Source organism: Peribacillus sp. FW305-BF15 (genome assembly GCF_058783805.1).
Window position 1 is genome coordinate 139245 of record NZ_JBYSYV010000008.1, and the last position, 14632, is coordinate 153876.

General features: G+C 42.5%; 14 protein-coding genes. 1 reads left to right on the forward strand and 13 read right to left on the reverse strand.

Translation table 11 applies throughout. The features are described 5' to 3' along the window. Positions 1 to 263 precede the first annotated feature (263 nt). Together AC3WLU_RS10610 and AC3WLU_RS10615 are read right to left on the reverse strand one after the other, a co-directional pair. Complete coding sequence (locus AC3WLU_RS10610) at positions 264 to 1934, reverse strand: DAK2 domain-containing protein (RefSeq protein WP_034313758.1); 1671 nt, start codon at positions 1932 to 1934, stop codon at positions 264 to 266. An 18-nt stretch (positions 1935 to 1952) separates the two neighbouring features. Beyond that, positions 1953 to 2315, reverse strand: a complete 363-nt coding sequence (locus AC3WLU_RS10615; protein WP_034313762.1) for an Asp23/Gls24 family envelope stress response protein — start codon at positions 2313 to 2315, stop codon at positions 1953 to 1955. Between the two features lie 252 nt (positions 2316 to 2567). Between AC3WLU_RS10615 and rpmB the strand changes: the two genes are divergently transcribed. Continuing rightward, the gene (gene rpmB / locus AC3WLU_RS10620; protein ID WP_034313767.1) at positions 2568 to 2756 is read left to right on the forward strand and encodes a 50S ribosomal protein L28; all 189 of its coding nucleotides are present in this window, start codon (positions 2568 to 2570) and stop codon (positions 2754 to 2756) included. Between the two features lie 186 nt (positions 2757 to 2942). Here the strand turns inward: rpmB and spoVM are convergent, their stop codons facing one another. The 11 genes from spoVM to priA all read right to left on the reverse strand — a co-directional run bounded on the left by spoVM (position 2943) and on the right by priA (position 14631). Then, the gene (spoVM, locus tag AC3WLU_RS10625) at positions 2943 to 3023 is read right to left on the reverse strand and encodes a stage V sporulation protein SpoVM (RefSeq protein ID WP_034313769.1); all 81 of its coding nucleotides are present in this window, start codon (positions 3021 to 3023) and stop codon (positions 2943 to 2945) included. Between the two features lie 122 nt (positions 3024 to 3145). Beyond that, positions 3146 to 3799: a thiamine diphosphokinase gene (locus AC3WLU_RS10630; RefSeq protein WP_063591674.1), complete on the reverse strand. Its 654-nt coding sequence runs from the start codon at positions 3797 to 3799 to the stop codon at positions 3146 to 3148. A gap of 103 nt (positions 3800 to 3902) precedes the next feature. Then, positions 3903 to 4550 (reverse strand): ribulose-phosphate 3-epimerase, encoded by a 648-nt coding sequence (rpe, locus tag AC3WLU_RS10635; RefSeq protein ID WP_098184658.1) that lies wholly within the window; start codon positions 4548 to 4550, stop codon positions 3903 to 3905. Between the two features lies 1 nt (position 4551). Next, positions 4552 to 5433 carry a ribosome small subunit-dependent GTPase A gene (rsgA, locus tag AC3WLU_RS10640; RefSeq protein WP_492597246.1) on the reverse strand — a complete coding sequence of 294 codons (882 nt, stop codon included), beginning with the start codon at positions 5431 to 5433 and terminating at the stop codon, positions 4552 to 4554. 23 nt (positions 5434 to 5456) lie between these two features. Then, complete coding sequence (gene pknB, locus AC3WLU_RS10645; protein ID WP_492597247.1) at positions 5457 to 7490, reverse strand: Stk1 family PASTA domain-containing Ser/Thr kinase; 2034 nt, start codon at positions 7488 to 7490, stop codon at positions 5457 to 5459. Positions 7491 to 7495: 5 nt separating this feature from the next. Beyond that, entirely contained in the window at positions 7496 to 8245 is a 750-nt protein-coding gene (locus AC3WLU_RS10650) for a Stp1/IreP family PP2C-type Ser/Thr phosphatase (protein ID WP_034313784.1), read from the reverse strand. Between the two features lie 4 nt (positions 8246 to 8249). Further along, positions 8250 to 9344: a dual-specificity RNA methyltransferase RlmN gene (gene rlmN, locus AC3WLU_RS10655; protein WP_413008745.1), complete on the reverse strand. Its 1095-nt coding sequence runs from the start codon at positions 9342 to 9344 to the stop codon at positions 8250 to 8252. Then, positions 9344 to 10696, reverse strand: coding sequence for a 16S rRNA (cytosine(967)-C(5))-methyltransferase RsmB (rsmB, locus tag AC3WLU_RS10660; protein ID WP_057278424.1), 1353 nt, complete (start codon positions 10694 to 10696; stop codon positions 9344 to 9346). Before rsmB ends, rlmN begins: the two co-directional genes overlap by 1 nt. Then, positions 10683 to 11642 carry a methionyl-tRNA formyltransferase gene (gene fmt / locus AC3WLU_RS10665; protein ID WP_413008743.1) on the reverse strand — a complete coding sequence of 320 codons (960 nt, stop codon included), beginning with the start codon at positions 11640 to 11642 and terminating at the stop codon, positions 10683 to 10685. The genes rsmB and fmt overlap by 14 nt, the downstream gene beginning before the upstream one ends. Next, on the reverse strand, positions 11639 to 12124 hold the full coding sequence (gene def / locus AC3WLU_RS10670) for a peptide deformylase (RefSeq protein WP_034313798.1): 486 nt from the start codon (positions 12122 to 12124) through the stop codon (positions 11639 to 11641). The genes fmt and def overlap by 4 nt, the downstream gene beginning before the upstream one ends. 95 nt (positions 12125 to 12219) lie before the next feature. After that, positions 12220 to 14631: a primosomal protein N' gene (gene priA / locus AC3WLU_RS10675; protein WP_492597248.1), complete on the reverse strand. Its 2412-nt coding sequence runs from the start codon at positions 14629 to 14631 to the stop codon at positions 12220 to 12222. Position 14632 lies beyond the last annotated feature (1 nt).

Genomic DNA, 14632 nt, shown 5'->3' on the forward strand with positions numbered 1-14632 from the left:
AGTGCGAGACTCCTGCGGGAGCAGCGGGACAGGTGAGACCCCACAGGCGTTTACGCCGAGGAGGCTCACCGCCCGCACCAAGGAAAGCGAGCATCTGGAGGGGAAATCAACCACCCCTCCTGGTAAATAGCAACAAAGTATGTGAAAACAGCCAAAATAAAACTGCATAGCCTAATGACATATGCAGTTTATTGCCTTTTATTTTTTTCGGGATCCTCCAAACATTATAACGGATAGGTTTCCCTTATTTTCATGTTCTCTACTTATTCAATTGAAAAAATGAAAGAATATAAAGGTTGTTTCCCATTATGGACTTCAACTTCAACGTCTTCGAAATTCTCATTACAAAACGCAACAAGACTTTCGACATCTTCAGCAGTGGCATCTTCACCATACAAAATGGTAAGGATTTCTGAATCTTCGTCAATCATATCGGAAAGAAGATCTTTTGCCGCTTGAGTCATGTCTTTATCCTTCACCTTGATGGTGCCTTCAGCAATTCCCATGAAGTCCCCGGTCTCGATTGCAAGACCGTCAATGTTGGTATCCCGGACAGCATAAGTAATCTGGCCCGTTTTCACATGCGAAAGGGCTTCGATCATCGCTTTTTTATTCTCTTCAGCATCAAGTGAAGGGTTGAAAGCCAACAATGCAGCCATTCCCTGTGGTACTGTTTTCGTTGGAATGACAGTCACATGATCCCCAAGTACATCTGCAGCCTGATTGGCGGCCATGATGATATTTTTATTGTTAGGCAAGATGATCACATGATCTGCATATGCCCCTTCGACAGCTTTAACGATATCTTCCGTACTAGGATTCATCGTTTGCCCGCCTTCGATGACGGACTTAGCGCCGATGCTTTTGAATAATTCACTGATGCCAGCGCCCATCGCCACTGACACTACAGCGTACTTCTCTTTGGTGGGCGGTTTAGTTTGAAGCGGTGTATTCGTCTCACCTACAATCGCAGTATGCTGTTCACGCATATTATCGATTTTCATTTTTATTAAACTACCATATTGCTGTCCATAATTCAGGCAGGTGCCAGGCTGTTCAGAGTGAATATGTACTTTGACGACTTCATCATCTGAGATGACTAGTAAAGAATCTCCGTATTCACTTAAATCATTTCTGAATTTTTCTTCATCAAATGATTGATTGGCAAGTTTTTCACTTTCCAACCGGACCATGAATTCCGTACAGTAGCCAAACACGATATCTTCCGTGTTCATATGTCCTTGTACATTCATATGATGTTCGGCACTGATCATGTCATCCATGCTTGGACCATTAGCGGATCGGACTGGAAGGGCTTCACCTTTCAGCTCAGCAAGGAAACCTTCATATACAAACACCAACCCTTGCCCCCCGCTATCAACGACACCCACTTCTTTTAAGACTGGAAGAAGATCAGGTGTGCGTTTTAATGAAGCATTGGCCTCCGTAACGATTTCTTCCATTACCTGAATTAGGTCTATATGCTTTGCTGCTGATGAAACCGCTTGCTTGGCTGCATCTTTTGCAACCGTTAAAATGGTTCCTTCAACAGGTTTCATAACGGCTTTATAAGCTGTCTGAACCCCTGCTTCAAAAGCTTGGGCAAATTCTTCACTATTGATTTCCGATTTATGTTCAATCGCTTTAGCAAAACCGCGGAAAAGTTGCGAAAGGATAACTCCCGAATTGCCGCGTGCGCCCATAAGCAATCCTCTTGAAAGCGACGCACCCACTTTTCCGATGTGTTCCTGGACGTTATTTTGCACTTCCTTCGCTCCCGAAGTCATCGATAAATTCATATTCGTTCCTGTATCTCCATCCGGAACAGGGAAAACATTCAACGCATCAACCATTTGGGCATTAGCCGCTAAATGGTTGGCACCTTGAATGATCATTTCTGCAAAGCGCTTTCCGTTCAAACTTGTAATTGACACAAAACTTTCCTCCTATACTTAAGGGTTCGTCACACGAACTCCCTGTACAAAAATGTTAACGGAATCAACAGCTAATCCTACAGTTTTGTCCAGAGTGTACTTTACCTTTGATTGCACATTATGTGCAACTTCCGAGATTTTCGTTCCATAACTTACGATAATATACATATCGATATGAACTTCTTCCTCTTCTTGACGGACAATTACACCTTTAGTAAAGTTTTCTTTTCTTAAAATTTCGGCAATGCCGTCTTTAAATTGTTTTTTGGAAGACATTCCTATAATTCCGTAGCAATCCACGGCTGCGCCGCCTGCTACAGTAGCGATAACCTCATTAGAGATATCAATTTGTCCATACTTCGTTTGTAATTCGATAGACATTTTCTTTTCCCTCCCAAAAATCAAGTCAACTAAAGACATTTTACTATAATGTCTATGGTTTTAAAAGTAAATGTCTTACGGTACTCTATATAATTCAATTTTGAAGTATGTATGTCAAGGTTTTTTTCTTGAAAGTAATTAACTGAAGTATTGCATTCTAGCGGTAGGTATGATAAATTATTAAAGTATTTTACAAAGACTTAAGACGACTGCGAAAAACTTAAGCTTGTTGTAGTTAGGAGGGAATTTGACATGGCACGTAAATGTGTAATCACTGGAAGAAGAACTCGTTCTGGTAACAGCCGCTCTCACGCAATGAACGCTAGCAAGCGTACATGGGGCGCTAACCTTCAAAAAGTACGTATTTTAGTTGACGGTAAACCTAAACGTGTATACGTTTCTGCAAGAGCTCTTAAATCGGGCAAAGTAGAACGCGTATAATGTTACGGCATCCTCTTAGGATGCCTTTTTACTTGTAATGGCCGGTATTTAATGGGGATGGTTTCAAATCCTTGACCAGGTCCAGTCTGCATCAAGAAGGATGCCTTCACCCATTAATGGATGGCCGCCCTATTTAACTAAAAAATAACACCTCCCTTAATTTGAGAGGTGTCATGGAGATAAGTATCAGCCTTTTTTAAACGCTCCGAGCATAGCCCTTACCAAACTGCCCAGAACTTTTGGCAATTTAATCGTATAAAATTTCATCATGCCCCTCCTCTTTGCATCCCACAATTAAAGATGAAGTGGAATTTTTCTATTACAACATAAGCTTTTAAGCGGATATAGGATGATCGTAATTATATCCGAATCTGCTCTAAGCATGAATTTTAATCACTGCTTCTTATCACCATTAATATGCCTTTCTCAAATGAAACATTCCCAGATTCGGAAATTAGTTCATTGCTGATGCAAAGCGTCGAACCCATTTCCAAGCTTGCACCGTCCAGCGGATATTTGAAACCCGAAAGAGTAATGCCGGTGACTTCAGCGTTTACTGGGAGCAAGGACAAGTATTTCTTATCTTTCAAAGCAGTGACCTTATATGAACCTGCTGTCTTTACTGTGATTATATTTTGCCGATCGACTATGTATATATCCATATCACCATGATGAGGGAGGACACTTTCTTTTTGGAGCAGCTGGATATTCCCGAGAAAATGGTCCATTCTTCCCCCTGTTGCGCCCAGAATGTGAATTTCTCTTGGCTTTTGCCCCATTGCCCATTTAAATGCGATTTCTAAATCCGTTTCATCCTTTTCCGAGGAATAAAGATTGATTTCTTCCAGCATTTGCTCAATCTTTTCGTATTCACCTTCCGAAACCGAATCAAAATCCCCAAAACCGTACTTAGGTTCGATACCTTTTTCAAGCAGAGACCATACTCCCCTGTCAACCCCGACCCAAAGATCTGTCTTCTCCTTATACCATGTCAAATCCGGCCAAAAACATTCCGGACCTCCAGCCATTATACTGATAATCATCGAAATCATCCTTTTCCAAATAAAAATCATATCCAAGGTGCCTTAGTTTAATTGATAAAAAAAGCCGATCACCATCATATGAATATGATAGTGTCGGCTTATATCACTTTCCCCGAATCTTTTGAATCGCTGCGTGTCGATCTTCCTGATCATATATTGCCGAACCGGCCACCAGGATTGTCGCCCCTTGTTCAATACATAGTTTAGCCGTTTCTTCATTTACTCCACCATCAATCTCTATCTCGAGATTTTGATTATACATTCCTGCCATCGCCTTCACTTCGGCAATTTTCGGAAGAACGGATTTAATGAACTTTTGCCCCCCAAAACCCGGATTAACCGTCATCAACAATACCATGTCAATATCTTCGATTATAGGTTGTATCAAGGAAGCCGGAGTGGCTGGATTAAGCACCACGCCTGCCTTTACACCAAAAGATTTGATCAATTGAACCGTTCGATGCAAATGTGTGCAGGCCTCTACATGTACAGTTATATAATCAGCTCCCGCTTTCGCAAAGGACTCGATATAACGATCAGGTTGTTCGATCATTAAATGAACATCAAGCGGAAGCTTCGTTACTGGGCGGATAGCATCAACAATTAGTGAGCCTATCGTTATATTCGGCACGAAATGCCCATCCATGACATCCACATGGATCAAATCCGCTCCGCCCCTTTCCACATCAAGAATTTCTTCTCCCAATTTTGCAAAGTCAGCTGATAAAATGGATGGTGCGATTTTAACCATTTTAATACCTCGGCTTTCTATCTCTTATTTCTTCTAAGAATTGCATATAATGCTCGTATCGATAACGGGGAATTTCCCCGGAATCAACCGCTTCCTTCACTGCACATTTCGGTTCTTTATCGTGGAGACAGGCCCTGAATTTACAGTCTTCCCCATGCTTATGCATTTCCGGGAAGCAATAGGATAGCCGTTCAGCTTCCATTTCCATGAATTCAAGTGAACTGAACCCTGGAGTATCCGCGACAAGTCCAGAGCCAATATGGATCAATTCAACGTGCCGGGTCGTATGCTTCCCGCGTCCCAGGTGTGAAGAAATATCATCCGTCTTTAAAGCCAATTCCGGATTGATCGCATTCAGCAAAGACGATTTCCCAACACCGGACTGACCCGCAAATACACTGGTTTTTCCTTCTAAATACGGCACTAGTTCTTCAATCCCTCCGGCGGTAACGGAAGATGTCTCCAGTACAGTATAGCCAAGTTTCTGATAGTCCTTGATATACTGAGACAAATTCTTTTGATTTTCAGCTGTAACCAAGTCCAGTTTCGTCACGACGATAATCGGTTCGATTTCGTTATCTTCGATCAATACGAGAAATCGATCAAGCAAGGCCGGACTGAAATCAGGTTCCACTGCCGAAAAGACAAGGATTGCCTGGTCTACATTCGAGATTTGCGGACGTATCAATTCATTCTTTCGAGGTTTTATTTCGGTCACGGTCCCGTCCGTTTTATTTTCCGCTTCAAAAACAACATAATCACCAACGAGCGGGGTTACCTTATTCTTCCTGAACAGGCCCCTTCCACGGCATTGATAGACCTCTTCACCATCAAGGACATAATAAAATCCACTTAATGCTTTGATAATTTTTCCTTCGGGCATAACCACACTCCTAATTATTAAATTTATTCTGGATATGAGACGGATTCGTCAATGATGACCTGATTGTCCCTCATGATTTTATATCCTGCTTTCTTATCCGGGGAAACCATTAATTCGATCGTTCTCTTCGCATCTTGCAATATATAGAATGTTTCTTGAGGCTCCGTCATGCTATTGTCGATATCCTCGATGAAAATTTGGATTTTTTGTGATTTGCCTGGCTCAACCGGATCATACTCGATTTTGACTTCCTCCGTTACACTCTTGGGCGGAATCTCTTCTTTCCCTTTTGAAATGACCACTTTCACAGTACTGCCCTTTTCCACCTTCGTAGCAGGTTCCGGTGACTGGGAAATGACAAGCCCCTCCGCTACGGAATCATCATAGATTTCTTCTTCGACATCGATCTTTATTCCACTTTCACTGGAATAATCATCAAGGGCAGCTTTATTGAACCCCGTTAAGTTCTTCAAGCTCAACAGATCTGCCCCTTTACTGACCGTCAGCTCAAGCTCCGTTTCGGATGGTACGACCTCAGTGGCACCCGAGGGAGATTGATCTATGATCGTGCCTGGAGCACTGTCATCATATTTTTCAGTAACGCTTATGTTTTTGAATCCCATTTTTTCAAGCAGGGATTTAACATCAGAGTAATCTCGACCTTCATAGCTGGACAATGAAATCGTCTCTTTACCAACGCTTTGATAAATATCGATCACTGCACCTTCCTTGACCGTCTTACCTTCCTTAGGATTGGTTTTGATCACAAGACCAGCTTCAACCTCTTCATCTTCAATCTCGATCGTCTCTCCAATTTCCAAATCCATTTCAAGCAATTCAGTAATGGCGTCATCCAATTCTTCCCCTTTAAGGTCAGGGATCGTCACTTCCTTCGAGACAAGAAGGGGAGGTAAAACTGTGACAGATAAAACAGCAAGCAGTGCGAGAACTAAAAAGGTGGTCACCAAGATCGCAGGCATGTTCTTTCGCTTTTTACCTTTGTGTTCCGACTTGTTTTTTTGTTTTTTCTGTTTCTTTTGTTTCTTCTGTTTCTTTTTTGAATTATTCTCTGCTTCTGATTCACTTTCCTCATCGTCCGCATAAACTAACGTATTTTTTTCGGGACCCCTTATGATTGTCTCGTCGATGCTTGAAAGCTGATCATCCGTTATGACGGGGATGGCTTTTGTTGCATCATGATCTTCAGGAATCGCAAAAGGAAGTTCATTTGAACGCTCCGGATTAAGCGACGTCCGTATATCATCCTCCATCGAGTCCACACTCTCATAGCGGTAATATGAATCTTTGGCTGTCGCTTTCAAGATAATATTTTCCACACTCTGGGGTATTTCAGAATTCCAGCGTTTTGGTGAAGGAGTTTCCGATTGTAAATGTTTAAGAGCTATCGACACGGCTGATTCACCCGAAAAAGGCAATCTTCCCGTCAACAATTCAAACATGACGATGCCAAGTGAATAAATGTCCGATTTCTTATTGGCCATACCGCCTCTGGCCTGTTCCGGAGATAAATAATGAACCGAACCCAAGACTGCGTTGGTCTGCGTTATGTTTGTTGCACTTAGGGCCAATGCAATCCCAAAGTCCGTAATCTTGACGGTTCCTTCCTTATCAATCAAAATGTTCTGTGGTTTGATGTCACGATGGATGATCCCATTATGATGGGCATGGGAAATCGCTGCCGTGATTTGCCTCATGATATCCAAGGCTTCATCAACTGGAATTGGATAATATTTTTGTATGTATTGCTTAAGTGTAAAACCGTCAACGTATTCCATTACAATATAATAGATGGAATCTTCTTCACCAACATCATAAATACTTACGATATTGGGATGGGCCAAACTGGTTGCCGATTGGGCTTCCCGATTGAAGCGCTTGATGAACTCTTCGTCATTATTAAAATCCATGCGAAGGATTTTCAATGCAACATCCCTATCCAAGATCATATCCCTTGCAAGGTAAACATTAGCCATACCGCCGCCGCCGACCATCTGGATCAGTTTATAACGGCCGTTGATCCTTCTGCCAATCAACATTCAATTCACCTGCTTTCACTTTCTTCAGTAAATTGAACAAGCACAAGAGTGATATTATCTTCCCCACCGTAGTGATTGGCCTTATCTATTAATGAATTCGCCTTTTCTTCAAGTGACTGTGCATTGGTTACCGTTTCTTCCAGTTCCAGTTCACTCACTTTATTCGTCAATCCGTCCGAACAAAGCAATAGTAAATCATTTTCTTCGAAGATGACCGTCATAATGTCCATTTCCACTTGCATTTCTGTCCCCAAGGCTCGTAATAAAACATTTTTCCGTGGATGGTTTTCGGCATCTTCTTTCGAAATCTGACCGGAACGGACCAATTCGTTAACGAGTGAATGATCTTCCGTGACCTGCTTAAAACCACTCTCATTATACAAATAACACCGGCTGTCCCCGATGTTGGCAATGGTAGCAAACTTGTCGGTGCAAATGGCTGCAACAATGGTGGTCCCCATGCCCTTACATTCCGTATTCGCTTCTGCATGTTCAAAAAGCAACTGATTGACCGTGAAGATTTGCTGCTTAAGCCAATCTTCGGCATCATTTGCCGTTTCGATTCCGGTGGATACTTCCCAGCCCTTTTTCAAAAGGTCTATCGTCATTGCACTGGCTACATCCCCGGCACGGTGGCCGCCCATGCCATCTGCAACGATGGCAAGGCGAACGCCTTCCGAGTTCTTAAAGATTCCGCCATTATCTTCATTATGCTGGCGGACTTTTCCACGGTCTGTCTTAAATATTGCCCTCATAGGGTCACCTCGTCTCTTCTTTGCGCTCCTTGGCCCGAAGCTGGCCGCAGGCTGCGTCAATATCACTGCCTTGTTCCCTTCGGATCGTTACATTAATTCCGCGCTTCTTCAATGTTTTTTCAAACTCAAAAATCTGGTCCCGAGGTGTTCGTACATAGTTGCGTTCCGGTACATAGTTAACCGGTATTAAGTTCACATGGCATTTTATCTCTTTTATTAAAGCTGCTAATTCTTCAGCGTGCTCCACTGAATCATTTTCGCCACCGAATAGACCATATTCAAAACTTACACGGCGGCCTGTTTTTTCTGTATAGTATTTGATGGCCTCAATCAGGTCTGGAAGTTTGTAGGCCTTATTGATCGGCATCAATTTACTTCTCAATTCCGTATTCGGTGCATGAAGGGAAACAGCAAAGTTTATTTGCATGCTTTCTTCGGCAAACTTATAGATTTTAGGAATGATTCCACTTGTGGAAACGGTAATATGACGGGCCCCGATGTTCAAGCCCTTTTCATGGTTTATATTCTTCAAGAATGACATCATATTATCGTAGTTATCAAACGGTTCACCAATTCCCATGATAACGACGGAACTAACACGCTCTTCCGACTCATCAAGTGCTTGCTGAACTTTAACGACCTGGGCAACAATTTCCCCTGATTCAAGATTCCGCTTTAAACCGCCAAGTGTCGAAGCACAGAATGTACAGCCAATTCTGCATCCTACCTGCGTTGTCACGCAAATGGAGTTTCCGTATTCATGACGCATCAGCACCGTTTCAATCGAATATCCATCTTGGAGTTCAAATAAAAACTTCATCGTTCCGTCATTGGACGTTTGCTGAATCAAAGTCTTCAATGTTGTGAAGGTGAATTGCGACTCCAACTTATCCCGTAATGATTTCGAAAGGTTGGACATATCTTCAAAACTGGAGACACGCTTTTTATATAGCCAGTCATATACTTGCTCGGCCCGGAATGCCTTCTCTCCATTTTGAAGAAGCCATTCTTTAATTTGGTGAAGCTCCAATGAGTAGATCGATGGTTTTTCTGGTGTCGTGTCTTTTCTTACTCTAGATGATTTAGTGATTTCTGCCATTACAGCACCTTCTTTCTAAAACTCGCAATAAAGAATCCGTCACTGCTAAAATATTGCGGAAAAACTTGCAGCGTATGACCCTCGATATATGGCTGAACGCTTTCAGGCATTCTTGTGGACAAGGTTGCATCGCTTTCAAAATCCGGATGGCTTTCCAAAAATGCTGCAGCGACTTTGTCATTTTCTTCTTTATCCACCGTACAGGTACTATATACTAACCGTCCTCCTTGCTTAACAAGCGGGGCAGCCGATTCCAATAATTGTTGTTGTATACTTGAGAGTTTCATTATATCATCTTTTGTTTTAGTATACTTTACATCAGGTTTCCGGCGCATGACTCCCAACCCGGAACATGGTGCATCGATCAGGACCCTGTCAAACCCTTCCTTATTAAAGTGCTCTTGCACTTTTCTGCTATCAAGGGCCATTGTCTTAATATTGTTTCTGAGTTTTAGGCGCTCCGCCTGCTCTTTAATTAGCTTGACCTTATGTTCATGAAGGTCGAGTGCATATACTTGTCCTGTGGTCAAGCCTTCTGCGATATGGGTCGTTTTCCCTCCAGGTGCAGCACAGCAATCGAGCACAGCATCATTTTCATTCGCACCCAATGCATGGGCAACTAGCATTGAACTCTCGTCCTGAATCGATAAATACCCCATTTTATAGCTTTCTGAATGAGCAAGATTCCCTTTATAGCTGACGATTGCTTCGGGAACGACTTCACTCGCTTCAACATCATATCCTTCTTCCGTTAATATGCTGATCAGTTCACGGCGTGAGATCTTTTTTAAGTTAACACGTCCTGTCTGTAATGGCGCAGTTAAGTTGATTTCACACATTTCCTTGGTTTTTTCATAGCCAAATTGCTCTACCCAACGCTGGACCAGCCAAATAGGATGACTCACTTCTATGGAAAGCCGTTCCAGATCATTTTTAATTTCCTCTAAAGAAGGAACACCATTTCTTTGAATATTACGAAGCACACCATTGACCATCGAAGAGGTGCCCTTGTGTCCGCGCTTTTTGGAAATTTCTACGGCCTCGAAAATGATTGCATGATCAGGCACTTTATCTAAATAGACCATTTGGTAAACGGAAAGTCTAAGTAAATTGATGACCCAGCTTTGCGTTTTTTTAGGTTGTTTAATAAACGGGTTCAAAAAATAATCCAAAGTCATTTTCCTCTGGATGGTACCGTAGCTTATCTCTGTAAGCAAACCGCTGTCCACGGCGGATAACTGGTGCTTTTTAATCAAGTTGTTCAATAATAGGTTACTGTAGGATTGGTTTTTCTCTACAGATTCCAAAATATCGAGAGCGATTTCACGTACTCCCTTTTTAGTTTGCTTCATTCTGTTCTCCTAACTTCATGCCTGCTTTAATGAACGATCCGGCTCCGCGCAAGTAATCTTTCGCCGGCATTTTTTTCTTTCCTGAAGGCTGCAGTTCTGTTACTAGTATTGCCGTCTCATTGCCTGTCGAAACGATGAAACCATCATTTTGCACCTCAACGATCGTGCCCGGCAAGGCCTGCTTGCCAGCTTCTAATTTCTTTACTTGCCATATTTTTATAATGGAACCGTCTAAGGTTGTATAAGCAACAGGCCAAGGATTCAGGCCGCGTACATGGTTATAGATGTCTTCCCCTGATTTCGACCAGTCGATTTTTTCCTCCGACCGTTTGATGTTAGGCGCAAAAGATGCTTTAGCATCATCTTGCTTGATTGCCTGTAACTCTTCATTTATAAGTTTCGGAAGTGTCTCCGCAAGTAAATCCGATCCTACCTTACTTAATTTATCATGCAGTGTACCAACATTGTCTTCTTCCTCTATAGTAACTTCCGCCTGAGTCAATATATCACCGGCATCCAATTTTTCTGCCATATACATGATGGTTATCCCTGTCTTTTCTTTCCCCTGTAAAATGGAATAATGAATTGGCGCCCCTCCACGCAGTTCAGGAAGCAGGGAGGCATGTACATTAATACAACCGTACTTAGGGGCATCCAACAATTCATTCGGAAGAATTTGTCCGAATGCCGCCGTCACCACTAAATCAGCATTCAATGCAATGATTTTTTCAAGTTCTTCTTTTTCCCGGATTTTTTCAGGCTGATAAACGGGTATCCCATGCTTTTCGGCTTCGACTTTAACTGGCGGCGGCGTAAGCACCTTTTTGCGGCCCACTGGACGATCTGGCTGTGTGACAACAGCGATCACATCATACCCTTCATCAATGATTCTTTTCAATACCGGCACCGAAAAGTCCGGTGTACCCATAAAAATTATTTTTGTCATTCTTCTCCATACCTTTCTAACTCTTCTTCCGAAATATACCGGGAAACCTTACTTGTAAATAAGACTCCTTGCAGATGATCGATTTCGTGTAGAAGGGCCCTTGCAAGGAAATCCTCCGCTTCTATCTCGAAATAAGATCCTTTTCGGTCTTGTGCCCGGACTTTGACACGGTAAGGACGCACTACTTCACCATATAAACTCGGGAAGCTCAAGCATCCTTCAACACCTGTCTGTTCTCCTTCCAATTCCAGCACTTCCGGATTAATCAGTTCGATTGCACCTGATCCTTCCTCTATTTCAACGACGGCCACTTGCTTTTTCACGCCAACTTGAGGTGCTGCAAGTCCAACGCCATCCGCCTCCACCATCGTTTCATACATGTTATTTAACAGCTTTGCCAACTTTTTATCAAAACTTGTTACTTTATCGCATTTTTGTTGTAAAATTTTTTCAGGAAACAAAACAATCGGTAAAATAGCCAAAATTAAAGGTACCCTCCTAGATATGAAAAACAACACTTCATTATATAAAAACGCAAGCTGTTACAGCTCGCGGTAATCATCCATCTCTAAAATAATTACATCATGATCTGTGGATTTAAATCTATTGAAATCTGCAGATGATTTTGAGCGGTTTCTTTTTGGTAATGCTCTAAAAGTGTGCGTAAATGCTGATTCAGGTCCGGCTCTCGTTTGTATTTTATCAGACATTGATAGCGATATCTATTGTTGATTCGACTAATGGGCGAAGCAACCGGACCTAGTACGACAGAATCCCGATTCAATCGCGAGCCTAAATAATTGGTGATTTTCTCAGTAACACTCACCGTCTTCATTAAATCTTCATGTGAAACGGTTATAAGGACAACATAATAATATGGAGGGTAATGACTTTGCCTCCTTAGATACATCTCCCGTTCATAAAAAGCATCATAATCCTGCAGGGCAGAAAGCTCGATGCTGTAGTGCTCAGGCGTATAGGTTTGGATGACCACTTCTCCCGGAAGCTGATGACGTCCCGCCCTTCCGCTGACCTGCGTCAGCAGCTGAAATGTCTTTTCCGAAGAGCGGAAATCAGGCAGATGTAGCATCGTATCGGCTGAAAGGACTCCAACAAGAGTGATATTAGGAAAATCAAGGCCCTTGGCTATCATTTGGGTGCCTAGCAATATATCCGCTTTTCCTTCACCAAAGGCATTCAGCAATCGCTCATGTGAACCCTTCTTACTCGTCGTGTCAACATCCATTCGTATGACCCTTGCTTCAGGCAGGATTTTTGCAAGCTCTTCTTCAACCTTTTGAGTCCCTGTACCAAAGAACCTTATATGTTCACTTTCACATTCAGGGCAAACGGAAGGCATTCCCTCTTCAAACCCACAATAATGGCATTTCATTATATCATTAAAGCGATGATATGTAAGTGAAATGTCACAATTAGGGCAGTTGATGACCAATCCGCAGCTTCGACACATCACAAAGGAAGAATGCCCCCTTTTATTTAGCATCAGGACTGTTTGCTCCCCCTTCTCAAGCCGGTCTTTCAGCTTGGTAAAGAGCAGCTCCGAAAACATGGAACGATTTCCCGTTCTTAGTTCTTCCCTCATATCTACAATATCCACTGCTGGCAAAGCATTTTTATTCATCCTCTGGCTAAGGGTCAATAATTTATAGACATTTTTCTTGGCTCGAGCAAAAGATTCAAGTGTAGGTGTGGCGCTGCCAAGAATAACCGGACAACCATATGATTTTGCTCTTTCAATGGCAACATCCCTAGCATGGTACCTTGGTGTTTCTTCTTGCTTATAACTGGATTCATGCTCTTCGTCAATGATGACCAGCCCCAGGCTTTCAAAAGGAGCAAACACGGCAGAACGCGCCCCGACCACCACTTTTACTTCTTTGCGGTGAATTTTACGCCATTCATCATATTTTTCACCTACGGATAAACCGCTATGCATGACAGCTACCAGCTCCCCAAATCGTTCCTTAAACCTCTTCACCGTCTGTGGCGTCAAGGAGATTTCAGGTACAAGCATGATGGCTTCCTTCCCTTTTTCAATGACAGAGGCAATTGCCTGTAAATACACTTCCGTCTTCCCGCTGCCGGTTACACCATATAAAAGGAAGACATCATGTTCATCATGATGTATTTTCTCTTGGATCGGCTTTAATGCAGCGGCTTGTTCAGCTGTCAGTGTAAAGGGAATGGATTTTTCGAACACACGGTTTTCATAAGGATCACGGTATACTTCTTGATCCATTTCAGCCAAGGCCCCTTTTGAAACTAGGGATTTGACGGTACCGCTTGATGTGTTCATCAATTCAAGCAATTCCTTTAACGGGATGGGTTCTTGATGTTCAATAAAGTATTGAAGGAGTTCCTGTTGTTTTTTTGCATGGCTGGATATGGCTGATGCCATTTCTTTCAGTTCCATAGGGGAAAGCAAAGATTTAATGACTCGGACCGTCTTCTTGTTAAGTCGGTTTTTCACATTGTATTCGAGCTCAAGATTGCCATTTTGCATTTCCTTTTGGACCAGGGAGGCATTCTCTCCTTCAATCACGTCTTTCCAAGATAGTGAATCATTTTTTCCGAAAAGGTTTTGAATGGAGGGAGGAATCTGGTCCTTTTTATCTTCAACTACTTTAATGACTTTTTCATACTTTGCTTTCATCGCTGCCGGAAGCATGGCCTGTAGCGCTGAAATTTTAAAACACATCGCCTCCTTGGTCAACCAGTCACCAAGCTGAAGCAATTCATCATTGATGATGGGCTCCAAATCCATTGGTTCCTTTATAAAGCGTAATTTCGCAAAGTCGCTTTTAGCTTTTAAGCCTGTGACGAACCCCTGCACCATTCTTGGACCGAATGGGACGATGACTCTCATTCCGGGCTTGATGACTTGGTTCCACTTTTCAGGGATGCGATAGTCGAATTCTCGATCCGTTTGTTTAGCAGGTACATCCACGATGACGGATGCTATATCCATA

Coding starts and splice junctions, on each gene's coding strand:
- AC3WLU_RS10615 (WP_034313762.1), bottom strand. CDS start 2,315: ATGTCTATCGAATTACAAACGAAGTATGGACAAATTGATATCTCTAAT.
- rpmB (WP_034313767.1), top strand. CDS start 2,568: ATGGCACGTAAATGTGTAATCACTGGAAGAAGAACTCGTTCTGGTAAC.
- spoVM (WP_034313769.1), bottom strand. CDS start 3,023: ATGAAATTTTATACGATTAAATTGCCAAAAGTTCTGGGCAGTTTGGTA.
- AC3WLU_RS10630 (WP_063591674.1), bottom strand. CDS start 3,799: ATGATTATCAGTATAATGGCTGGAGGTCCGGAATGTTTTTGGCCGGAT.
- rpe (WP_098184658.1), bottom strand. CDS start 4,550: ATGGTTAAAATCGCACCATCCATTTTATCAGCTGACTTTGCAAAATTG.
- rsgA (WP_492597246.1), bottom strand. CDS start 5,433: ATGCCCGAAGGAAAAATTATCAAAGCATTAAGTGGATTTTATTATGTC.
- pknB (WP_492597247.1), bottom strand. CDS start 7,490: ATGTTGATTGGCAGAAGGATCAACGGCCGTTATAAACTGATCCAGATG.
- AC3WLU_RS10650 (WP_034313784.1), bottom strand. CDS start 8,245: ATGAGGGCAATATTTAAGACAGACCGTGGAAAAGTCCGCCAGCATAAT.
- rlmN (WP_413008745.1), bottom strand. CDS start 9,344: ATGGCAGAAATCACTAAATCATCTAGAGTAAGAAAAGACACGACACCA.
- rsmB (WP_057278424.1), bottom strand. CDS start 10,696: ATGAAGCAAACTAAAAAGGGAGTACGTGAAATCGCTCTCGATATTTTG.
- fmt (WP_413008743.1), bottom strand. CDS start 11,642: ATGACAAAAATAATTTTTATGGGTACACCGGACTTTTCGGTGCCGGTA.
- priA (WP_492597248.1), bottom strand. CDS start 14,631: ATGGATATAGCATCCGTCATCGTGGATGTACCTGCTAAACAAACGGAT.